Origin of the sequence: Motiliproteus sp. MSK22-1 (assembly GCF_001968815.1) — a bacterium.
Taxonomy (GTDB): domain Bacteria; phylum Pseudomonadota; class Gammaproteobacteria; order Pseudomonadales; family Balneatricaceae; genus Motiliproteus.
The window spans coordinates 1-23,050 of the sequence record NZ_MIEQ01000046.1 but is presented as its reverse complement, the minus strand read 5'-3'; the positions used below and the strand labels follow the sequence as shown (position 1 = coordinate 23,050).

The window sequence follows — 23,050 nt, the reverse complement described above, 5'->3', positions numbered from 1 at the left end:
AGCTATCCCTGGTCATTCTGAACATTAACCGACTTAATTTCTGACTTATGCTGGGCCAGGAAAAACCAGGTATCAAGCACCGAGTCAGGATTCAGGCTAAGACTGTCAATTCCCTGTTCTACCAACCAACTGGCAAAATCTGGATAATCTGAAGGCCCCTGGCCACAAATCCCCACGTACTTACCCGCTCGTTTACAGGCCTGGATTGCCAGTGCCAACAGGGCCTTTACCGCTTCGTCCCGTTCATCAAACAGGTGCGCCACGACACCCGAGTCCCGATCCAGCCCCAGTGTCAGCTGGGTCAGATCATTTGAGCCAATGGAAAACCCGTCAAATTGCTCTAAGAACTGGTCCGCCAAGAGTGCGTTTGAAGGCAATTCGCACATCATAATCAACTTGAGCCCGTTTTCCCCCCGCTTTAGACCATTAAGCTCCAATAACTCAACAACCTGCTTTGCTTCCCCCAGTGTCCTGACAAAGGGCACCATCAGCTGCACATTGGTCAGTCCCATCTCATCACGGACCTTCTTCATGGCCCGACACTCCAACTCAAAACATTCTCGAAATGATTCTGAGATATAGCGGGAAGCACCGCGGAACCCAAGCATTGGGTTCTCTTCATTCAGTTCGTACTGGCGTCCACCGATCAAAGAGCTGTATTCATTGGATTTAAAATCGGACAAGCGCACAATCACCGGCTTATCAGCAAATGCCACAGCCAGAGTGGAAACCCCTTCCACCAGTTTTTCAATATAAAAGTGCTCTGGAGACCGATAACCGGCAATACGTAAATCAATAGCCCGCTTGATTTCCGGGGGTTGCTCCTGATGGTGAATCAGAGCCTTCGGATGTACACCAATCATGCGCGTAATAATGAACTCCAATCTGGCCAAGCCAACCCCTTCATTAGGCAGAGACTGAAAGTCATATGCCCTGTCGGGGTTAGCGATGTTCATCATCATTTTGAATGGTAACTTTGGCATTGCATCCACGCGACTGCTGTGGTGCTCAAAATCCAGACGCCCTTGATAGCAGACACCAACATCACCATCGGCACAGGATACTGTAACCAACTCTCCTTCTTTCAGGTACTTGGTTGCATCACCACAACCGACGATAGCGGGTATCCCCAGTTCTCTGGCAATAATCGCCGCATGGCAGGTGCGACCGCCACGATTAGTCACGATACCAGAGAGCCGCCTCATCACAGGCTCCCACTCTGGATCAGTCATGTCGGTTACCATGACATCACCTGGGCGGATACCATTCAGCTCTTCCCTGTCTCTGATAACTCGCACGGGACCACTACCAATGCGCTGTCCAACACTACGGCCTTCGGTCAAAACGCGGCCGGTCTCTTTCAACAGATAACGCTCAACGACTCTGGAGCTGCTTCCATTCGAATTTCCTTCATTGGAATAGCTTTCAGATGTATTTTTTGCCTGTTCAGGCCGGGCTTGAAGTATATAAAGTTGCCCATCGTCCCCATCCTTGGCCCATTCAATTTCCATGGGGCTGCCAAAATGATTTTCTATGTCCAGTCCCAGTTCAGCGAGGCGCAGGACTTCCGAATCATTAAGACAAAAGCTTGCTCTCTCTTCGGCACTGGACTTGATCGTAGTAACTGACTCGCCGACCAGATGCTGATCAGTATGGATCATTTTGATGGACTTTCTGCCCAGATTCCTACTTAAAACAGCAGGCCGCTTAGCTATTAAAATTGATTTGCTGACATAAAATTCATCGGGATTAACCTGCCCCTGAATAACCGGCTCTGCCAATCCGTAAACCGCATTAATAAAGATAAGATTTCGGAACCCTGACTCAGTGTCCAGAGTGTACATCACACCACTGGAACCGGTTTCACTGCGGACCATGCGTTGTATACCAGCAGAAAGCGCTACGTCCTTGTGGGGAATGCAGCGGTGGACCCGGTAAGCAATCGAACGGTCATTAAATAATGAGGCGAAAACCTGCTTAATCGCCAGCTTAACGTTTTCCAGCCCGGCTATATTCAGATAGGTTTCCTGCTGACCGGCAAAAGAAGCTTCTGGTAATTCTTCTGCAATGGCTGAAGAGCGAACGGCAACAGGAACATTTGATCCGAGCCCTGGTAATGAAACCAGAGCCTCGCCTATTTGCTGATCCAGTTGTGGCTGCAGCGGCGTTTCCAAAATCCATTGCCTGATCGTTGCTCCCGCTTCAGATAACAGATGCATGTCCTCAACATCCAGATTATCCAACAGTTTCTCTATCCGGTTATCCAAACCACTCTGAGAAAGAAAATCACGATAGGCAGCAGCCGTCGTCGCAAAACCGGGAGGGACATTAACTCCAGCAACCGAGAGTTGTTGTAGCATCTCTCCATGGTATGCATTTTTGCTTCCGACCTGCTCCAGATCAGCCAAGCCCAAATGTCCAAAATCAGCTATATAGTTGCCCAACAACTCTCCCCTTATCTTTCCACAGATCGCTTAATCAGCGCAGCGGATTATACTACCATCCTGGCATCTGGATACTGTTGATTCCTAACAGCTTCTGAATAGAGGTATCTTAAACACCATTGCCAGAGCAGAATACAGGTACAGCTGATTATTCCGCTGACCTGATGATCTATCTACCTATTCAATATAGAGAGCATCCATGCAACGCACAGCATTTTTTATCTCCGATGGTACCGGTATCACTGCGGTAGCATTAGGAAGAAGTCTGTTAGCACAGTTCAAGGATATTGAATTTTCTCGTACCACGCTGCCTTATATCGATTCAATTCAAAAAGCCGAACAAGCTGTCAAGCAGGTAAATCAGTGTGCAAGCGAGACCGGTCTGCGTCCCGTTGTAATGTATACCCTGGCCGATGAAAAACTTAGAGATATTCTCAAGCAAAGCAACGGCTTAACAATTGATATTTTCAGCTCGTTTATGCCTGCCCTGGAAACCGAACTGGGAACAAAACCCGATAACGCAACCGGTCAGGGACGCTCGGCCCTTAGAAGCACAATTTCAAAAGAAAGAGTAAATGCCGTTAATTTTGCGCTGGAAAACGATGATGGAGCCTCTTCAAGAGGGTATCAAAAGGCAGACATTATTCTTATCGGGGTTTCCCGCACTGGAAAGACTCCAACTTGCCTATACTTAGCCTTACAGTTTGGTATTTACGCAGCAAACTACCCTCTAACTGAAGATGACCTTGACGAGACTCAAATACCAAAACTACTACAGCCGTACAGGGAAAAGCTTTTCGGTCTTAGTCTGGAGGCCGAAATGTTATCAGCGATTCGAAACGAAAGGCGACCTAACAGCCGCTATGCAAGCCTTAGACAATGCCTCCGGGAAGTAGAAGATGCAGAAGCAATGTTAACCCTTAATCGCATTGATTACCTGGATACCAGCAACCTCTCAATTGAAGAAGTATCCACGCGCATCATTGCCGAAGCAGGGCTTAGGCGAAGATTCAAGTAAAAGATCAAAAAATCATTTTATTTATTTGAAATATAAGGATATTAAAATGACTTTTCAGTTATCAGAATTCAAAAGTCTGCATCGTTTATCTCTACCAAAACTCGCACTTCTGTTGTTGTTACCTTTGATCCTGACGACCCATAGTCGAGCACAGGGACAAGAGAACAACCCTTATCTTTGGCGTGTAGAAAAACCTGGTTTCAACCCCTCTTTTCTTTTTGGCACTATTCACAGTGCTCATCCTGAACTGAATACGTTGCCGGACGTTGTCACCCACAGTTTTGAACAATCTGATGCTTTTTACGGTGAACTCGAAATGACTCCGGAAGTGCTTCTTCAAGCGACTCAGTTATTCATCAGCTCCGATAACAGCTCGCTGCAAAACACGCTTTCACAACACAGACAACAACGGATCAATCGCATACTCGACAACATTCATCCGGGTTTATCCCTTAGTGTATTCTCAAAATTGAAACTATGGGCATTCACCGCAACACTTGCGTTACTTGAAGATCAGATTGCCCATGGAAGTCTGGTTCCAATGGATATGCGCCTGTTTCAAATCGCCTCATTTAAAGGAAAACAGGTAGGAGGACTGGAAACTATCGAAGAACAATCCGGAGTCTTTGAGTCATTCAGTCAACAGGAAAACTTACTATTGCTGGACTCGACCCTCGACTATATGGAAAAAGCCCAAGAGCAAGGCACCTCAGTAATGGAGGAAACCTATCAGGCCTATCGATCTGGCAACCCTGATAATTTCTCCACTTTAATGGAATCTCAGTTGTCACTGTCGCCAGCCCTGGCAAATAAACTTAATCAGCGTTTGTTAGTTGACCGTAATCTAAGAATGGCTGAGCGAATTTCAAAATTATTGCAACAACAACCTCAAAACAGTTACTTCTTTGCAGTGGGCGCAGCTCACTACAGCGGAGCGAGTGGAATTCAGAAATTGCTACAAAAAAAAGGTTATCAGGTTACTCGTGTCAATCGCTGATTAGCCAGGGCTGTCACTCAGCATCCGTGTGAGCACAGTAAAATCCTCAACAACCGCATCTGTCAGTTCGGGCCAGCGCTCTGGGCGATCGGCACCGTAATGCACTGTCGCTATAGCCGACTCAGCACCCGCCTGGAGGTCATATAAAAAGTCCCCAACGATCAAGCAGTTATCCGGACTGGTTTGCCAGCTATTGAGGAGTTTCTTAACACCCTCGGGATCAGGTTTTGGAGCCGCATCCTCACAGGCGATGATAGCAGCATCCGCAAAGAGTTGACGGACACCCAGACGCTGCAAACTGATATCAACACACTCTCGTTGATTTCGGGTCAGGATGGCTAACACCCGCCCCTGCTCAGACAACTGATGCAGTAATTTCAGAACACCGGGGGTCGGCTCGGCCTGCTCTGCCAGGTTTCTTTCAATGGATGACAGTTTCCTATTGAGAGAAGTTTTCTCAGGTTCCGGCTGGCTCGCTATATATTCCAGAATACCAGTCGCTTCGGGGACCCCGAGAGCTTTACGAATAGCCACAAAGTCGTGAACAGGCTTTGTGATCGTTCCATCCAGATCAAAGATCCAATAACGACGATCCAGCAGAGCGCGAAACCTAATCAAGTCAGTCGTCAATCTGGTCTACCCATGATTCAATTTCGGGCTGGAGGTATAACTGTTCCAGTAATTCCTTGACCCAGGCCTCATCAGATAACTGTCGCGCCATCCAGACCGCCATAACCTGCACAGCAGGCACCGGACTCCAAACAGCTTTGGAGAGACAGTGCCAATGACTTACATCCCGACGCTTGGGTGTATTGATCTGCAGCGCACACTCTTCACAAGCGAACAGGCAGTGCTCCAGCTGAGGTTCTGAGGGGATCGGTGGAACTTCATGAATAACAAGTTTTACGTTACAGGCCTCACAAAGTTCACAGCAGGAACCTGAGCGCCGAGTAAGCTCCTTCCCAAAGGCATTTAAGCCCTGGTTGCGATGTTGATGTTGACGAAGCCCTTTGGCCACGATATCCCCCAAGCGATGATCATTATTTATACTGCCGTCGGTAGAAACCCGTTTTTTAGAACAGCATCCTATGACAGCAGTGTCATAAAAAATAACTGATTAAGCCAGACTAAGTTTAATCAAACTTTAGCAGTATTAGCTCTGCACGTCTTTGACTGGTTAAGATTTTTATTGCTGTTATTGCCGTTATCCTGATGCCCTGAGAAGCAAAGATAGTTTAACATTAGCCCTGTTTATTAAACTGCCGTCCAACTGTCTGACAACCGGCATTTGACAACTAAATTAGAGTCTATCTATGATCCTACTCCGCTTCCTGTTGCTTTCTATTGTTCTACTTGCAACGACAGTCTTCGCTGAAGAACCAACGGAAGAAGCCTCTCAAGGAATAACCCCTCTTGGCCTGATTCAAGGAAAGCTTGATAATCTGGGGGCCCACACCGAGGGAGAGAACGTCCAGTTACGGGAAACTTATCAGCAGACACTAAAGTATTTGCAGGATCAGGAAAGATTCAATAAAAGGGCCGAAAAGTACAGCCTGCTGATCAGGGATTTTACCGAACGCTCTGAAAGCATCAACCAACAGATCGAAAACTACCTGCCAGAACCCCTTCCCAAGCTTTCTCGGCTCTCTGCCAGCGAGATTGAGCAGTTATTGGCGGTCACACGAGCAAGGCTGCTCAACCTTAAAAACAAACAAGACAACTACAATAATGAACTGGCTCTGATAGGTAGTCGCCGCCTTGTTATTCCAGAACTGATCAGCAAGGTCAAAGAAACACAAGAACAGATCATTGAACAGGCATCAGAAATAAATACAACCAGTGAAGAAATGACCGGTGCCCAAAAGTCACTGAGCAACGCTCATCTGACCGCACTGGTGGCACAGGCAAACATGCTGAAACTGGAGCTGTTAAGCAGCAATAATCAACAAACCTTATTTAAACAGCAACTCAATCTGTTAGGCATCGAAATCGATGATCTCACACAGGTGGCAACGAAACTACAGGAGCAACTGGCAGATGTCCGTCGTCAAGAAGCGGAAAAAACGGTTGCAGAGTCCAAGAAATCCACCCTGACGACACCCGGTAGCCACCCCTTGCTACGCCAGCAGGCAGAAGAAAATGAACGACTATCTGAGAAGTTAACCCAGATCACCATTGAGTTGGACAATACGGTTGCAACCAAACAAATCACAGATGAGCAGAGTCAGAAAGTCAGCCAGAAATTAAAGCGTATAAAGCGGCAACTTCAATGGCTAAGCATGAGCTCCGCATTTGGCCAAACCCTAAGAGCCGAGCTGGCTTCATTGCCGGAGTTACCTGATCTTGATGCACTGTTAAAGCGCCAGGGTGAGATTCAGTTCTTTACCTATGATCTGGAGCAGGAGTCAGAACTGCTGACTGACCCGAATGCCTATGTGCAAACGTTGGCCAAAGACGCCGACCCCATACTGAGCAGCCAGGAACAACAAAACCTTGTTGAGATTATTAATGCCCGGGCAACCCTGGTATCCGGCTTACTGGACAGTTACCGCTCGCTGCTTTCTGTTCTATCTGAACGGGAAGTAGCCGCACAGGGACTATTCAATCAAATCCATCAATTCAAAGAGCTGATCGATCAACGCCTGCTCTGGGTACCCAATACCGGGCAGATTAATTTTGAACGCTTTCCCCTTTTGCAACGAAGTATACAGTGGATGTTTTCTCCCAGCCGTTGGCAGGAGGTTGTTACCTCTCTCATGCAAAGTCCGAAATATTCTCTGGGACTTATCGCTGCAAGCGGCTTACTTCTGGTTGTCTGGTTTTTTTCTCGTCGCAGACTGGCACACCTGCAGAATTACTTCGCCCCCTTGCTTGGAAACGTCCGCAAAGACAAGTTCAGCTATACCCTTCATCTCATGATTGCGGGTGCCTTCTATGCGCTTCCGCTTCCGCTATTCTTTCAAATGCTGGGTAGAATTTTGTTAGAAACCGGAGGACTCGATTTTGCTCAGGGACTTGGGCAGGGCTTGTTATGGCTTAGCCTCCCGTTTTGGGCCTGGATTACATTACGCAACTGGAGTGCAACACAGGGGCTTCTCAAAGCTCACCTTCAATGGAGTGAAACAACTGTAATCCAATGGGCACGCCAACTCAGACGATTGATCTGGTTTAGTTCTCCTTTACTTCTGATGATCAGCATATCCGAGTGGGTCAATACAGAAGCCATGCGAAGCACTCTGGGAAGAGCCTGCTTTATCATATGGTGTCTTGGGCTTAGCCTGTTTTTCTGGAGAGCTTTGCGTAGCTATGTCCTGTTTGAGCAATTGCCCCACCCTTCAACACAACAACGGAAATTTTATAACTTCGTCCGTATTTCCCTGGCATTAACACCGCTGTTTTTTGGCGCCTTTGCTCTTTATGGATACTTTTACACCGGACTTAAGCTGCTTAGCATGCTTATGTATTCTCTACTCATTGGTATTGGCTGGATTGTTATCTACAGCCTGGCCATTCGAGGATTATTGGTACAAGAGCGTCGCATTGCATTTGAACAGGCAAAAGCCCGTCGTGCTGAAATATTGGCGCAACGCGCCCGAGACGATGAGGGCAATAGTGAGACATCCATTGAAATTCCCGATGAGAGCCAAATAGATTTAAAGGCCATCAGCGAACAAACCAGAGGACTGGTCAAGACCTTGCTATGGATTGGTGTTGCCGTATCACTATGGACCCTTTGGTCTCCATTATTCAGTGCACTGGATATCCTGGACACCATTACCGTCTGGGAAACCACTTTTTCACTCAACGGTACTGAACATCTGCAGCCAATTACGCTAAAAGCCTTCCTGTTTGCTACTGCCACCATACTGGTGATATGGATAAGTGTTCGCAACCTACCGGGGGTTATGCAGTTACTGGTGCTGCAACACCTGCAATTATCCCCCGGAACGGGTTATGCCATCACGACTCTTCTGAATTATTCACTGATAGCCATTGGCTTAGTTGTCAGTTTTAATATTATTGGTTTCAAGTGGGAAAATATTCAGTGGCTGGTCGCGGCGCTAGGGGTTGGCCTGGGATTTGGTTTGCAAGAGATTTTCGCTAACTTTATTTCGGGACTGATTATTTTGTTTGAAAAGCCCATTCGCATTGGTGACACTGTCACAATCAATGGACTTACAGGGACTGTCAGTAAAATACAAATACGTGCAACAACCATCGTTGATTGGGATCGGAAGGAAATTATTGTTCCTAACAAAGCCTTTATTACCGAACAACTGGTGAACTGGTCTCTATCTGATCAGGTAACCCGGGTGAGAATTCCTGTTGGAGTTGCCTATGGCTCCGATAATGAGTTGGTTGAACGTCTGCTGTTAGAAGCGACTAATGAAGTACCCAGCGTATTGGACACACCGAAAAGCGAAGCCTATTTTGTTGGCTTTGGTGATAGCACGCTCAATTACGAGCTCAGAATTTATGTCAGTGAAATGGCGGACCGGTTACCGGTAACCCATGCCCTGCACAACCTGATTGACAAGAAGTTCCGCCAACATGGCGTAGAGATAGCGTTCCCTCAAATGGATATAACCATTAAACGGGCAGCTAAGCAGCCAGTAGAGGATTCTTAAAAGGTATCTTTCACTGTTAAGCGGTAACCCTGTTGGAATGCTTGAATCACCCTGAACGGTTATCGGTCAGGGTGATTTTTAGAACTGGGAAAGGTTACCAGTCACCCTTTCCAGCGCTAAAGTATTTTGACGGGGCTAGTCCTGAGTAGGATCCATTGAGCGTAGATCGTAAGGCGTAATCTGGTAAACATAATAGTTCAGCCAGTTGGAAATCAGCAGACTGCCATGACCACGCCAAGTCACACAAGGATCATTATCTGGATTATCATCAGGGAAGTAATTTACCGGTACACTCGGGTCCAAACCTTCGCCTAAATCCCGACGGTATTCCTGCGCCAGAGTCTCCGCGTCGTACTCTGGATGGCCAGTTACATAAACTTGTCGTTTATCGTCAGAAGCCATCAAATACACCCCAGCCTCTTCCGAACTGGCCAGAAGCCTTAGATCCGCATAGTCTCGCATAAAATCTACGGGGAAATCGGCATAACGGGAATGGGGGGCCATGAAACCATCATCAAAACCTCTTGTTAATGGCTCATCCTTAGCAAGAGTCTTGTGTTGATACACGCCGGACAGTTTATTTTTTCGTGTACGTTTAGGCAGATCATAAAGCACTTTAAGACCCGCCTGAACAGCCCAGCACAAAAACAGTGTTGAAGTTACATGCTTCCGGGACCATTGGATAATCTCTTGAATATGATCCCAATAAAGCACATCCTCAAAAGAGATCAAACCAAGAGGAGCCCCTGTAATAACAAGGCCATCGTAATTTTTATCCTTAATCTGATCAAAACTACGATAGAAGCGCTCCAGATGCTGCTGTGGAGTATTCTTCGAGACTCGGCTATCAACACGCAGCAGCTCAATATCAACCTGCAACGGGGTATTGGATAACAATCGAATCAACTGATTTTCTGTCTCAATTTTCTTAGGCATCAGGTTCAGAATGATCACCTTCAGCGGACGAACGTGCTGGCTCAATGCCCGCTGTTCGGACATAACAAACACGTTTTCCTTGCGCAAAATACTAGCGGCTGGTAATTGATCAGGTATTTTTATCGGCACATCTTCACCTTCTGTACGACTAGATAAGGGTTTTTATTTCCTCTGCCCAGAGCAACAATTGATAACTAAGCTTAAAAGTTTAACCTATATTTCCTCTAAACTGTAAAAAAAATCCTTTATACAGAATAAAAACTATAATTCGTCACCTGTTCTGTCAAAGACACCTCGACAGAATCAGAGAACACCTGATAAGAAACCAGAGGCTCTCTGATACTCAATGCTCGGCGCCTAAAGCGTCAGATGCCACATCTGTGTACTAAGTACAGACCGGCAACTGTCACACCAGATATTTGTCGTGCCCCCTGTCAGGAAGCAGCTTTAAGGGCTTCCTCAATTGCTTCAACAAGACCTTGTTCCAGCTCTCCGTGCAGGTGCAACTGACGGCCATTGATAAAAAAGGTCGGTGTACCGGTCAATCCAAGCCGATTGCCCTCTTCCAGAGAAGCGGTTACTTTAGCTTTAGTTTCTTGCTCAGCGTAACAGGCATTGAATTTATCCATATCCAACCCTAATTGCTCTGCCAGCATGCTGGATTTAACAGCCTTCAGATAGCTTTGGCGCTCAAAAGCCAGATCATGAAAATCCCAGAAGCGCCCTTGCTGATCAGCACAAACGGCAGCTTCAGCAACTTTCCGTGATATACCTGATGAATTGATAGGGAAATCTCTATAAACAACCTGAAGCTGGTCACCAAATTTTTTCAGTAGATTGTTAACCACTTTTCCAGCTTTTTTACAGTGTGGGCACTGATAATCCGCAAACTCCACTAATGTCACTTTCGCTTTGGGATTACCTTTCGAGGGGTAACCGGCAGTAGCCACATCAAAAACAGGAGGTGACGGTTCAGTCATTTCAACAGAGTAGCCTTTTTGCTCCTGAATCTGTTTCATCAGCTGCCCTTGTTTCAGCGCCACTCTCTGGGAACGAAGAAACTCTGATATCTGAGCCTTAACCTGTTCAAAAGGAGCAGGAATCCGGGCTTTGTTTGCGTCATAAAATTGTTTCAGCTCTTCATCAGAAGGAGTGCTGACCTGCAGTAACTCCTGTTGTAGAACTCTTATGTCTTTGGATTCAGCTTTAGCCCGATCCTGTAGGTAACGGTTAAGAATATACTGATCAACAATTTGTTGCTTCTGCTTGCTGGTCTCCAGCTCAAGCTCATAAAATTTTTGACGTAGTGCAGCAGGCAGGTTGCTCCCCTGGTATTCGTGACCATCGTAGCGTATGACTGTCGACTGCTCCGCAGAAACTGTTGAAACACATAAAAACCCTAAGACCAGAGCCAGGGCGTGGGTATATCTTGCCATTGAAATTTCCTTACTGTTTGCAGACGATAGACATCTGTTAAATTCAAAGATCAGGGGGTTTCTGTACAAGCCTCAAGGACTCTCAGAAAGTACACAAAACCTAATCGGAATGTCGTTAGTAATTCAAAATTGTTTTTGGTTCCATGGGCCCCATCAGAGCAGTCCAATACACCAAGCTTAAAATAATGAGAGCTGTCCCGGTCCAGGGGGTTGTCGAAATAACTGACAGTTAAGTTTACCACCCTCTCCCGCAATCAACCCCAACCGAGAACAGGAGACACGAAAACGCTGTGCAACCATCTCAGCATAAAAGCCACTGCCAACCATTCGTTGACCATAGCGGGCATTATAAGCCTTACCGCCTCTGCTTTGTCGAATCAAGCTCATTACATGATTGGCTCGCCCAGGGTAATGTGTCATCAACCACTGCTCAAATAGCGCTTTAACTTCGTGCGGTAATCGAATCAATATATAGCCAGCTGTTTTAGCGCCCGCGTCACGACAGGCTTCGAGGATAGCTTCTAGTTCATGATCATTAATCTTCGGAATCACCGGTGCTGCCAACACCCCTACGGGAACCCCGGCCTGGTTCAGTTCCTGGATGGTTTTTAGACGAACTTTCGGTGAAGGAGTTCGGGGTTCCAGCGTTCGCTTTAAGTCATTATCCAATGTTGTAACACTGATTCGAACTGAGCAGAGTCGCTGTCGAGCCATTTCTTCCAAAATATCCAAATCACGTAAAATCAGAGCGCTCTTGGTGACAATGCTAAAAGGATGACGATGTCGCTGCAACACTTCCAGCAGTTGACGTGTTACCTGCTGTTCTTTCTCAATAGGCTGGTATGGGTCTGTATTAGTGCCCAGTGCTATCGGCTGGCACCTGTACTTGGGTTTTGACAACGCTTCCTCCAGCAACTCCACAGCATTGCTCTTGTAGGAAAGCCTGGTCTCAAAATCAAGCCCGGGGGACAGATCCCAGTAAGCATGAGTAGGTCGGGCAAAACAATATATGCAGCCGTGTTCACAGCCTTGATATGGATTGATTGATTGGCTGAAAGGCAAGTCCGGAGAGTTATTACGACTGATGATCGATTTTGCTTTCTCTGCTCGAACCTCGGTACAAACGCGGGGAATTAACTCCCATTCAGGATCAGCGCCATCAGATGTCCTGTTGTCAGGAACGCTCTCAACCTTTGTGATGGCAAAACGACCAGGTTCATTACTGAGCGCACCACGTCCCTTAATTATTTTGATAGCCGTATTATCGGTGCTGGTTTTATTAATACCGGCCTTGTTGGTATCGACAGTCGGTTCTCTGCCCTTATTCAAAACGAGGCTTTCATGACGGTTGCTTTCACAATAACTGACTTCACAACAATTACTTTCATGACCAGTCGCCACGATCACTGTATCAGTATTCATCTACCACACCTCGTTATCTTCATTTTGTCAGGACAACTGTCTGCTTGCTGTGAGAATTTTTGCTGACTATACTGTATATATGTACAGCATTCTAGAAGTTGGTTACTCACTATGCAACAGTCTTATGCCCATAGAACCCACCACGGACAATTAAATAATCTGCTAAAACAAGGCCGTGTCTGGCCTGCACGCCAGAACCAGGCAACCCAAAATAGAAACCGGCAGAGACATTCTCCCCAATACCTAAGCAGCGGATATCCTGAGATTGATCAACAGCTGATCGGTGATGGTTGGCAACCGGGTAATCTGGTGGAGTTGCTTTATGCAAAAGAGGGATGTGGAGAGCTTCGGCTGCTGTTACCACTGCTGGCCACACTGTCCTTGAACGAGAAATGGATAATCTGGGTCGATCCTCCTCATATTCCTTATGCCCCTGCGCTGGCTACAGCAGGTATCGACATTAACAAAATACTGATGGTTTACAGTAACACCTGGCAAGATCGCATTTGGACTCTGGAACAAGCCTTAAAGAGTGGCAGCTGTAGCGCTGTACTGGGCTGGTTACCGGCCAAGCAGGAAAAAGCTATTCGGCGATTACAAATAGCCGCTTCTGAAGGTGGAACTCTGGGCTTTTTATTTCGCCCCCTGCACTGTCGCGACGAAAGCTCCAGTGCACCTTACCGCCTCTCTCTTGAATCTCGTCCAGACGGCATAGATATCACCCTGATCAAGCGTAAAAATGGCTGGACTATGCCAACCCAGCGATTAAAACTGGGTGAAGAAATATTATTAGGGAAAAAAGCAGCATCACTGGAATATCCAGAACCGACACCGGCCCCGATTTCAATTCAAACTTCAGCACCAATTCAAACCTCAACATCAATCCAGCCCAAGCTTAAACTGGTTGAATAATCAGATGGCAGCCTCTATCCCATCAACCCGTTCATCATCACAGACACCACTGTGGATCTATCTGCACTTCCCACTGCTTCCTCTTGAAATGCTCTATTGTGATGATACTCCGGGTCCTGCTGTGTTGCTGGATCAACGTCAGTCACGATTACATCTTTGCAATGACAAAGCCAAAGACCGAGGGTTAAAACAGGGAATGGCAATAGCGACAGCTTGTAGCCTCTGCCCGGAGGTGCAGATCTTTAGCCGTCAAAAACACCGAGAGTCCCAACAATTGGAAGCTCTGGCAATTTGGGCGGGGAAATTCAGCGCTCAGATATGCTTACAACCAGAAGACGGTCTGTTGCTGGAAATTGCATCCATGCTGCATTATTTTCAAGGTTTGAAAGTACTGCAACAGCAGTTACAGCAGCAATTGACCCGTTTTGGTTTCAGCATCCAATGGGCCACCGGACACACACCTTTAGCCGCCCGCTTGCTCGCTCGTAACGGTACTTTTATTGGCCAGAATAAAAACCAGCATTTAGCACGCTTAGGCCAGTTGCCGACCGATTGTCTGGAGCTGGATGAGAAAAGTAGTGAACGTCTCATCGGCATGGGCTTCTTTCAACTGCAACAGCTGCTCAGTGTGCCTCGAAACGAATTGGCATCCAGATTAGGACCAGAACTGGTTAACAAAATCGACAGAATTATTGGTCAACAGGCTGACCCTCTTTGCTATTTTGAACTTCCCCTGCACTTTAGTCGCCAATTGGATCTAAGCCACGAGGTCGAAAACAGTGAAGCCCTGTTATTTCCCTTAAGACGTATGCTGGGAGGGCTGGAAGGCTACCTCCATAGTCGCCAGCTACGCACCCAGCAACTGACCTTAACATTAGTGAAACGGGGATCTGCTGCTGACCATCAACATGACTATCATAAGGTTGACAACCAGCCTTTTGGCAAGCGTAACTTTAACAATCACAGGGCTGGTAACAGCAGCATTAATGGCCGAGGACAACGAGTCACCGTTAAACATCATAACGGTGAACACAGAGCTGAAGCTTGGTTGGAGCTTTGGCGACTGCGTATTGAACGACTAACCATTAAGCAGCCGGTAATCGCATTACGACTGGAAGCCAGTCATTTCAGAGAAAAAGAGAATCGTAATCATAATCTTTTTATTCAAGAAAACCCGGAAGAACCTCCTGCACACCTGCTAAGTCGCCTGCAAACACGGCTAGGAGAGTCATCCCTTCATCGTTTGGCGCTGGTCGCAGATCACCGTCCAGAAAAGAGCTGGAAAACTCTCAGCCTAAATCAACAGCTCCTGCAACAAAGTACTCATCAAGAAAAGATAAAAAGCAGAACTGAAGAAAAGCCAGGGCGTCCCAACTGGTTATTAGAAAAACCACAGCCACTGCAGGCGCATCAGCTAACACAACAGAATATAACCATTGAAACAGGACCGGAACGTATCGTCAGCGGATGGTGGGATGAAACCCCGATACGCCGCGATTACTACATTGCCCGCTGGCCTGACGGACGCCTCGGATGGCTATATCGAGACGATAAAGGCATGTGGTTTGTACACGGATGGTTTGGTTAGAGCTGGAAAAGATGGCGATGACTGTATAAACATGATTAAGACCGTAAATTATGCTGAACTCCATTGCCTGAGCAACTTCAGTTTCTTACGTGGAGCCTCTCACCCGGGAGAACTGGTCCAGCGTGCCGTAGAATTGGGTTACCAAGCTCTGGCACTCACCGATGAATGCTCAGTAGCGGGTGTAGTCAGAGCTTATGAAGCGGCACGGGAACAGCCTCTGAAACTGATTATAGGCAGTGAGTTTCATTTGGCTGATGAGCTGGTCGTCGTTCTGGCGCCAGACCGTCGTGCCTACGCTCAACTCTGCACTCTAATTAGCCACTGTCGCCGTAAGGCTGAAAAAGGCCACTATCACATCCAGTGGTCTGATTTCGATTGTAATGATGGCCTGAACCTGGACCACTGCCTGTTGCTCTATCGCCCTGCTCCAAATCCTGAACCTATGTTACCTGATCCTATGCTAAAAGCCCGAAACCGCCTGAAATGGCTGGCCGCACAATTTCCTCAACGATGCTGGCTGCTGGTTGAGCGATTATTAACAGCAGCTGACGAGCATCATTACCGACAGTGCATAACCCTGGCCTCAGAGTTAAAACAACCCGTAGTCTGCGCTAATAATGTTCATATGCATCACCCCAAAAGACAGAAGCTACAGGATCTGCTGACCGCTATCCATCATCGAACCACCATCAAAAACTGTGGTTTTAAACTGGCAGCTAATGGAGAACGCCACCTCCGGTCAATAAACAAAATCAACCGTCTTTATCAACAAGCATTAATTGATGAAACCCTGAAAATAGCCAATCGCTGCCACTTCTGCCTTTCTGAGCTTCGTTACGAATATCCAGCAGAACTGGTACCTGCCGGGCTCAGTGCCCGACAACACCTTCACAATCTGGTGAAGGAAGGGGCTCGGCTCCGGTTTCCTGATGGCATAGCAAAACAATTCCAACAGCAGATCAGTAAGGAGCTGAAACTTATTGGAGAACTGAAATACGAACACTATTTCCTCACTATTCAGGATATCGTCAAATTTGCCCGTCGTCGGGATATTCTTTGTCAGGGACGAGGATCATCGGCAAATTCCATTGTTTGCTATTGCCTGCATATAACCGAAGTGGACCCCAAGGAAGTTAATCTGCTCATCGAGCGCTTTATTTCCAAAGAACGTGACGAACCACCTGATATAGACGTAGATTTTGAACATGAGCGCCGTGAAGAAGTCATTCAATATATCTATCAGCGTTATGGCCGTGACCGGGCAGGACTTACCGCCACTGTCATCAGCTATCGAGCCAAAAGTGCCATCCGTGATGTAGGCAAAGCCCTGGGTATGGATGAAAGCTACCTTAGCTGGCTTATCAGTCAGCTGGACCGCCGCAGTGGGCGTCAAAGCTGGCTGAAACAGCTATCAGAACTCGGCGGTGAAACACCAGACCCTACCCATCGATTACTGACAGAGCTGGTTATGGAAATTCTCGACTTCCCCCGTCATTTGTCTCAGCATGTTGGAGGCTTCATTATCTCCGCAGGCCCCCTTACGGAACTGGTTCCCATAGAAAACGCAGCAATGACTGAACGGACCATTATTCAATGGAATAAGGATGATTTGGAAACGCTCGGGCTATTAAAGATGGATGTACTGGCCTTGGGTATGCTGACGGCTATTCGTAAAACCCTGGAAATGCTCAGTCAATCACAAGGCAAGCCTTTTAGCATTCAGGATATTCCTCGAAAAGACCCCCTGACCTACGAAATGCTCTGCCAGGCCGATAGTGTCGGTGTCTTCCAGGTTGAGTCTCGTGCCCAAATGAGTATGTTGCCACGCCTAAAGCCTCAGACATACTACGACCTGGTTATTCAGGTAGCGATTGTACGGCCAGGGCCTATTCAGGGAGATATGGTACATCCATTCTTACGCCGAAGAGACGGTATCGAACAAGTCGATTATCCCAGCCCGGAAGTGCAAGGTGTATTGGAGCGTACCCTTGGGGTACCTATTTTTCAGGAGCAGGTGATTAAATTAGCCATGGTCGCGGCTGGATTTAGCGGTGGCGAAGCGGATCAACTGCGACGGGCTATGGCTGCCTGGAAGCGCAATGGGCATATACACAAATATCAGCAAAAACTCATTACCGGTATGTTGGAACGAGGCTACGAAAAAGAGTTTGCTGAACGTATTTGCCGCCAGATTGAAGGATTTGGAGAATACGGTTTTCCAGAATCTCATGCAGCCAGTTTCGCTTTATTGGTTTACGTTTCTGCCTGGCTCAAGTGCCACCACCCTGCTGCTTTTTGTTGCGGTCTATTAAATAGTCTGCCTATGGGTTTTTATACCCCTGCCCAATTGATCCAGGATGTACGCCGACATGGCATAGAAGTTCGCCCGGTTGATATAAACCGCAGCAGGTGGGACAGCAGCCTAGAATATGATGTCCCGGACACTGTAGAGTATGGCATTCCAGACAAGCAGAATCGCCCCTCTTCCAGCCAACATACCCTGCGCCCGGGAAACCTCCCTCAACCAGCTATGCGCCTGGGCTTCAGATTAATAAAAGGACTATCCAAAGACGCAGCAGAGCTTATTCTGCAAAACCGTCCAGAAACTGGTTTTCGTTCAATCACAGATGCCCGCTTGTGCTGCCATTTAAAGCGCAACGATTGGGATGCGTTAGCAGCATCAGGCTCACTCAACAATCTGTCAGACCATCGATATCAGGCACGCTGGGAGCTTTTGCAAGACCTGAATAATCTGGAACTGACCGCTGTTGATACTTCCACTGCCCCAAACACTCACTCAGCGGCTTCGAACACCCAACTCAGCGCTCCTTCTGAACAAGCTGATCTGGAAGAAGATTTTCGGCATCTGGGACTCAGTCTGGGTCGTCACCCGCTGGAACTGCTACGCGAGCAACAACTGTTACAAGGATGTCTGCGTGCTCATGAATTACTCCATTGCCGCCATGGACAATTAGTTCATGTTGCCGGTCTGGTCACCAACAGACAACGCCCTGGCACTTCAACCGGAGTAACCTTCGTTACATTAGAAGATGAAACAGGACAAATAAACCTCGTTGTCTGGAAGGCAACAGCGCAAATACAACGTAAGGCCCTGCTGACAGCCAACATCCTCAAGGTCTCAGGAGTTATGGAACGAGAAGGCTCCGTGATCCATGTCATAGCAGGACGCCTTACCGATATCTCCGACCACTGGAATGCGATGAAAGTAAAATCGAGAGATTTTCGATAACGGGAATACAATTACTTTTGGCAGTTAATTTATTGATGTTAATACTTTTTAGCAGAAACAATTGATAATTCTCACCAGCTGCATAGAATCAGTCCGTATCTTTAAGATCCGTTAATCTAATTTGGTAAGGGAATTTATATGCCACAGGATTTTACTTCATGGAAAACGATATGGTCTCTGAAATGGCACCGTGTTGCAAAATACAAACAGAGACGTCAATTGAAGACAAGAGCACATCTTAGCAGCCTGAAAAGTGTGCAAATAGGAGGTTGCACGGGCTTAAGCTTCCAGTGGATACAAAGACACAAGAGATTTGCCACAGAAAAGCCAACAGATCGAATAGAGTTTCTCAACTCAGACGGCGCCTGGACACAAATTGATTATTTCGCCAAGCAGTTTAACAGCTGGCGGACCGGCGGCACTTATCCTGAACGAGTGGAAAAAGTAACACCGCATACCCTGGGCGGACAAATGGGAGAACATCACCAAGAGTTCAATACAGCAACCTTCAGTAAAACCTTAGCCCATTTGAATAATAACCCCGGCTACCATATCGTTATCATGGAACTTAAAGGAGCCAATACCAATCATGTCTGCGCTCTGCATCAAGACGACAACAAGATGACTTTTTTCGATCCCAATTCCGGAGAATATTCACTGTCATCAAGCAACAGAGCATCATTCTTAAAAAACCTGGAAACCCAATATGGAACCTATGTTACCAGTGGAGGAAAGTCACAATCTCTATCATTTGAGTCTGTTCATTTCTGCCACGTTGCGTAGTATTTCAGCGTAGTCGCCGCATCAGTTTTGTTGGAACGAGAGTAGATTGTAAGCGTCGTTGAGCCACTTACCTGTATTAGTTCAGACCCAATCTACTCTCACAGGTTAAGGTGGTTACTTTGCACCGACTGCGATTAAGTATTTAATCATCTCGCTCCGGTCGAGAGTATCATCTCCTTCTTTGTGCATACGCTTGGCTGTGTCAAGTGGCGTTGCTCCTATCTCTGGTTTTACCCCAATTGGGTCAGACCTCATCAGATCCTCCAGGCAAATACTGCTCATACCCTGAAACGCCGAAGTAGCGGACCGATTTTTTCTGGGTCTTCTTCTTGGCGATTAGTTTGCCATCCCGGTAGATTTTGACTACTTGGGTATCGCCATTTTTATCAACCTCATACTCGTTGCGATCGTCCAATCGCAACGAGTCAAATTCAGAGCGCATAATCAGCTTCATAGCATTCCTTTGTTTTTGGCGCGATTGTTATATCACTGACTTAGTCATCCACCCACGGTGCCGGTGAACAGACCTTCGTTAAACCACAGATGAACCCAGACACTGGCGGCATAACCTAAAAATATCACTGGCGTCCATTTCAGGTGGCCGAAGAAGGTATAGATTCCCCGTGCTTGGCCCATAACCGCGACACCCGCTGCAGACCCGACCGACAACAAGCTGCCGCCGACCCCGGCGGTGAGGGTGATTAGCAGCCATTGTCCCTGAGACATTTGTGGCTCCATGGTCAGTACCGCAAACATCACCGGAATGTTATCGATTACCGCCGAGATAATCCCTAGCATAACGTTGGCGCTGGTCGCGTCCCACTGGGTATAAAGCAGATCTGACATCATCGCCAGGTAGCCCATAAAGCCGAGACCGCCTACGCACATAATGACGCCGTAGAAGAACAGTAAGGTGTCCCACTCGGCCCGGGCCACACGGTTGAAAACGTCGAAGGGAACGACACTACCCAGGTAGTCGAGCTTCTCAGTATCACCGGCTTGCTCGGCTTGTTGACGCTTTTTCTCCAGGCTTTTAGGCAAGGTCATACGCAGGTAATAACCGAAGAACTGCAAATAACCCAGCCCCGCCATCATGCCCAGTACAGGTGGCAGGTGCAGGAATGTATGGCAACTAACCGCCGAGGCGATGGAGAGCAGGAACAGCAGCGTAAAGCGTTTGGCACCGCGCTTCATTTCGATCACTTCGACATCGCCATGTGGCGTGCGATTTTTGATAAAGAAGCTCATGATCAATGCTGGGATTATGAAATTCACCAGCGAAGGCACTAGTAGGGCGAAGAAGTCCTGGAATGGAATAATCCCTGCCTGCCATACCATCAGTGTGGTGATATCACCAAAGGGACTGAAGGCGCCGCCTGCATTCGCTGCCACCACAATATTGATGCAACAGAGGTTGATAAACTTGTTATCTCCTTCGGCGACCTTCATGACCACTGCGCACATCAGCAAGGCGGTGGTGAGGTTATCGGCGATAGGAGAGATAAAGAACGCCAGGAATCCGGTCAGCCAGAAAAGCTTGCGGTAATCGAAGCCTTTGCGAATCATCCAACTTCGAAGCGCATCAAACACTCGCCGTTCTTCCAACGTATTTATGTAGGTCATTGCTACTAACAGGAACAGCATCAGTTCCGCAAACTCTAGCAACGTGGCTTTAAATGCATGCTCGGTATCGTGGGTCAGGCCTTGTTGAATATAAGCCCAGCCTGCCACGACCCAGATAATCCCCGCGGCTACCAGCACCGGTTTGGATTTTCGCATGTGGAGCTTTTCTTCGAGGATGACTAAGGAGTAGGCGATCACAAAAATCGCCACAGCAAAGTATCCTATACCGCTGCTAGTGAGGTCTAGCGACCCAGTGGCAGAAGCAAAAGAGGTTGGGGAGAATAACGTGGTCAGAAGCAGTAACAGGGTGGGCCGAAGCAAAGTTCCTTGCATATAATTCACCTAGTAACGATGCATGTTTAGCTGTAAAGATTAGTTTTATCAGATGTTTAATGCCAATCCAACGACAAAATGAAGATACCTTTGTGCCAGCAAGCGGTTTTAGTGGTTATTTGGAGATGTTAGTAGTGGAGGTTTTAGCCAAAAAGACAGGGGAATAGCTTGCTATAAAGGAGGAAAGTACGCGCTATAAGGATTGCGAACAAAAGGTGCCACTGAGGTAGCAACACCCTTTACCCTTTGGGTATTCAGACTAACGATTGCCAGAATTGTTTGCGATTGTATTGCTACGCTGAGGCCGTTTTTGGCCATTTCCGGGATTAGTTGACCACTGCAGTTGGATTTCGCCCCCGCTGGTTTTTGACCGCCAGTATGTCTTCTATTTTACCGGCAGATTTATGGCCCCGAGCGATATCACCGGAGCCTCTTCGAGTGTTTGACGCACCCAATCTAAAACCTTTCAAAATTGAATGTTTTTTTTGTCACTACTTTCAGCTAACTTATTGTCTGTTTAGTATCTGTTTAAACAGGCTACTAACAACGCTGATCTCAAGTAACGGACCATACTATGAAAATCGTCTCCTTTAATACCAACGGCATACGTGCTCGTTTGCATCAACTACAAGCCCTGATCGATACGCAGTCTCCTGACGTGATTGGTATTCAAGAAACGAAGGTCCATGACGATGAGTTTCCGGTGGATGCGATTAAAGCGATGGGCTATGAAGTCGATTACCATGGACAAAAAGGACACTACGGTGTTTGCCTAATCTCAAAGTTACCGGCTTTACGGGTTCAGAAGGGGTTTCTGTCTGATACAGAAGACTCCCAGAAGCGATTGATTATGGCGGACTACAAGACTCCAACCGGTTCTGTATTAACAGTTATCAACGGTTATTTTCCTCAGGGTGAGAATATTAGCCATGAAACAAAATTCCCGGCTAAGCGTAAGTTTTATGCAGATTTACAGGAACAGCTTGAGCAGCGACAGTCCCCTGACGAGTTGCTGTTAGTCATGGGAGATATGAACATTTCTTCAGAAGATATCGACATTGGGATCGGAGAAGATAACCGTAAGCGCTGGCTCAGAACAGGTAAAACCAGCTTTCAGCCCGAAGAAAGAGAATGGCTTCAGCGTATGAAGGCGTGGGGACTGACCGACAGCTTCCGCTCACAGCACCCGGACGATCACCAGTGGTACAGCTGGTTTGATTATCGTAGCAAGGGTTTTGATCGTGAACCCAAACGAGGACTAAGAATAGACCTGATCTTAACCACCTCAAGTCTTCTGGAAAAATGCACAGCAACTGGCATCGACTACAACATACGAGCGATGGAGAAACCTTCTGACCATTGCCCAATATGGGCTGACTTTGATCTATAGAGTAATCCAGCCGCAAGTCAGAAAATCAGATACTTTAGGGCAAGGAAGCCGATTTATATAAGCCAGCAACGGGGACCTTTAGTGCATTATGACTCGACTTAAACCAGTCATAATGCCCCTGACATATCCCCGCGCGAATCTCCTCCAACATCCCATCGGGTAATGCTACTCTCAGCTCTGTGATCGTTACCACCACTGGTGTAAACAACAGAAGCAACCACTATAACGTAAGCGGTAAATAAACCCCACCTGTTACCAGGGCTGCTCGCCAGCTAAGGTCATGATCTCTG

At 47.2% G+C, this 23,050-nt stretch carries 16 protein-coding genes; 8 read left to right on the top strand and 8 right to left on the bottom strand.

Translation table 11 applies throughout. From position 1 onward, the window contains the following. Positions 1-2: 2 nt before the first annotated feature. Positions 3-2,444 (bottom strand): phosphoenolpyruvate synthase, encoded by a 2,442-nt coding sequence (gene ppsA / locus BGP75_RS13505; protein WP_076719362.1) that lies wholly within the window; start codon positions 2,442-2,444, stop codon positions 3-5. Positions 2,445-2,643: 199 nt separating this feature from the next. On the opposite strand from ppsA, the gene BGP75_RS13500 reads away from it, so the two are divergent. Together BGP75_RS13500 and BGP75_RS13495 are read left to right on the top strand one after the other, a co-directional pair. Continuing rightward, positions 2,644-3,462 (top strand): pyruvate, water dikinase regulatory protein, encoded by an 819-nt coding sequence (locus tag BGP75_RS13500; protein WP_076719361.1) that lies wholly within the window; start codon positions 2,644-2,646, stop codon positions 3,460-3,462. A gap of 46 nt (positions 3,463-3,508) precedes the next feature. Continuing rightward, complete coding sequence (locus BGP75_RS13495; RefSeq protein WP_076719360.1) at positions 3,509-4,459, top strand: TraB/GumN family protein; 951 nt, start codon at positions 3,509-3,511, stop codon at positions 4,457-4,459. Here the strand turns inward: BGP75_RS13495 and BGP75_RS13490 are convergent, their stop codons facing one another. Further along, positions 4,460-5,089 carry an HAD family hydrolase gene (locus BGP75_RS13490; RefSeq protein ID WP_083704814.1) on the bottom strand — a complete coding sequence of 210 codons (630 nt, stop codon included), beginning with the start codon at positions 5,087-5,089 and terminating at the stop codon, positions 4,460-4,462. It lies immediately after the preceding gene. Continuing rightward, complete coding sequence (locus BGP75_RS13485) at positions 5,079-5,477, bottom strand: phnA protein (RefSeq protein ID WP_076719359.1); 399 nt, start codon at positions 5,475-5,477, stop codon at positions 5,079-5,081. Before BGP75_RS13485 ends, BGP75_RS13490 begins: the two co-directional genes overlap by 11 nt. 295 nt (positions 5,478-5,772) lie before the next feature. Here BGP75_RS13485 and BGP75_RS13480 point away from each other — a divergent pair, with 295 nt between their 5' ends. After that, positions 5,773-9,087: a mechanosensitive ion channel domain-containing protein gene (locus tag BGP75_RS13480; protein WP_076719358.1), complete on the top strand. Its 3,315-nt coding sequence runs from the start codon at positions 5,773-5,775 to the stop codon at positions 9,085-9,087. A 135-nt stretch (positions 9,088-9,222) separates the two neighbouring features. Here the strand turns inward: BGP75_RS13480 and metA are convergent, their stop codons facing one another. The 3 genes from metA to BGP75_RS13465 form a co-directional block, all read right to left on the bottom strand. Further along, entirely contained in the window at positions 9,223-10,152 is a 930-nt protein-coding gene (gene metA / locus BGP75_RS13475; RefSeq protein WP_076719357.1) for a homoserine O-succinyltransferase, read from the bottom strand. 305 nt (positions 10,153-10,457) lie between these two features. Continuing rightward, positions 10,458-11,459, bottom strand: a complete 1,002-nt coding sequence (locus BGP75_RS13470) for a thioredoxin domain-containing protein (protein ID WP_076719356.1) — start codon at positions 11,457-11,459, stop codon at positions 10,458-10,460. A 177-nt stretch (positions 11,460-11,636) separates the two neighbouring features. Further along, a complete protein-coding gene (locus BGP75_RS13465) occupies positions 11,637-12,881 on the bottom strand; it encodes a PA0069 family radical SAM protein (protein ID WP_083704813.1) in 1,245 nt (414 codons plus the stop codon). Between the two features lie 111 nt (positions 12,882-12,992). Here BGP75_RS13465 and imuA point away from each other — a divergent pair, with 111 nt between their 5' ends. The 4 genes from imuA (at position 12,993) to BGP75_RS13445 (ending at position 19,414) form a co-directional block, all read left to right on the top strand. Then, positions 12,993-13,793, top strand: a complete 801-nt coding sequence (imuA, locus tag BGP75_RS13460; protein ID WP_076719355.1) for a translesion DNA synthesis-associated protein ImuA — start codon at positions 12,993-12,995, stop codon at positions 13,791-13,793. Positions 13,794-13,797: 4 nt separating this feature from the next. Beyond that, the gene (locus BGP75_RS13455) at positions 13,798-15,381 is read left to right on the top strand and encodes a DNA polymerase Y family protein (protein ID WP_076719354.1); all 1,584 of its coding nucleotides are present in this window, start codon (positions 13,798-13,800) and stop codon (positions 15,379-15,381) included. Further along, positions 15,269-18,631, top strand: a complete 3,363-nt coding sequence (locus BGP75_RS13450) for an error-prone DNA polymerase (protein ID WP_304441979.1) — start codon at positions 15,269-15,271, stop codon at positions 18,629-18,631. The genes BGP75_RS13455 and BGP75_RS13450 overlap by 113 nt, the downstream gene beginning before the upstream one ends. A 219-nt stretch (positions 18,632-18,850) precedes the next feature. Then, the gene (locus BGP75_RS13445; protein WP_158070110.1) at positions 18,851-19,414 is read left to right on the top strand and encodes a YopT-type cysteine protease domain-containing protein; all 564 of its coding nucleotides are present in this window, start codon (positions 18,851-18,853) and stop codon (positions 19,412-19,414) included. A 244-nt stretch (positions 19,415-19,658) separates the two neighbouring features. Here the strand turns inward: BGP75_RS13445 and BGP75_RS13440 are convergent, their stop codons facing one another. Both BGP75_RS13440 and nhaD read right to left on the bottom strand, forming a co-directional pair. Beyond that, positions 19,659-19,868 carry a hypothetical protein gene (locus BGP75_RS13440; RefSeq protein ID WP_076719352.1) on the bottom strand — a complete coding sequence of 70 codons (210 nt, stop codon included), beginning with the start codon at positions 19,866-19,868 and terminating at the stop codon, positions 19,659-19,661. Between the two features lie 44 nt (positions 19,869-19,912). Next, the gene (gene nhaD / locus BGP75_RS13435) at positions 19,913-21,370 is read right to left on the bottom strand and encodes a sodium:proton antiporter NhaD (protein ID WP_076719351.1); all 1,458 of its coding nucleotides are present in this window, start codon (positions 21,368-21,370) and stop codon (positions 19,913-19,915) included. Between the two features lie 574 nt (positions 21,371-21,944). On the opposite strand from nhaD, the gene xthA reads away from it, so the two are divergent. After that, positions 21,945-22,760, top strand: coding sequence for an exodeoxyribonuclease III (gene xthA, locus BGP75_RS13430; protein WP_076719350.1), 816 nt, complete (start codon positions 21,945-21,947; stop codon positions 22,758-22,760). The last annotated feature ends 290 nt before the right edge of the window (positions 22,761-23,050 follow it).

What these genes read in the sequence shown, in the direction of transcription:
- BGP75_RS13500 (WP_076719361.1), top strand. Translation starts at nt 2,644, where the DNA reads ATGCAACGCACAGCATTTTTTATCTCCGATGGTACCGGTATCACTGCG.
- BGP75_RS13495 (WP_076719360.1), top strand. Translation starts at nt 3,509, where the DNA reads ATGACTTTTCAGTTATCAGAATTCAAAAGTCTGCATCGTTTATCTCTA.
- BGP75_RS13480 (WP_076719358.1), top strand. Translation starts at nt 5,773, where the DNA reads ATGATCCTACTCCGCTTCCTGTTGCTTTCTATTGTTCTACTTGCAACG.
- BGP75_RS13465 (WP_083704813.1), bottom strand. Translation starts at nt 12,881, where the DNA reads ATGAATACTGATACAGTGATCGTGGCGACTGGTCATGAAAGTAATTGT.
- BGP75_RS13455 (WP_076719354.1), top strand. Translation starts at nt 13,798, where the DNA reads ATGGCAGCCTCTATCCCATCAACCCGTTCATCATCACAGACACCACTG.
- BGP75_RS13440 (WP_076719352.1), bottom strand. Translation starts at nt 19,868, where the DNA reads ATGAAGCTGATTATGCGCTCTGAATTTGACTCGTTGCGATTGGACGAT.
- BGP75_RS13470 (WP_076719356.1), bottom strand. Translation starts at nt 11,459, where the DNA reads ATGGCAAGATATACCCACGCCCTGGCTCTGGTCTTAGGGTTTTTATGT.
- xthA (WP_076719350.1), top strand. Translation starts at nt 21,945, where the DNA reads ATGAAAATCGTCTCCTTTAATACCAACGGCATACGTGCTCGTTTGCAT.
- imuA (WP_076719355.1), top strand. Translation starts at nt 12,993, where the DNA reads ATGCAACAGTCTTATGCCCATAGAACCCACCACGGACAATTAAATAAT.
- nhaD (WP_076719351.1), bottom strand. Translation starts at nt 21,370, where the DNA reads ATGCAAGGAACTTTGCTTCGGCCCACCCTGTTACTGCTTCTGACCACG.
- BGP75_RS13450 (WP_304441979.1), top strand. Translation starts at nt 15,269, where the DNA reads ATGAAACCCCGATACGCCGCGATTACTACATTGCCCGCTGGCCTGACG.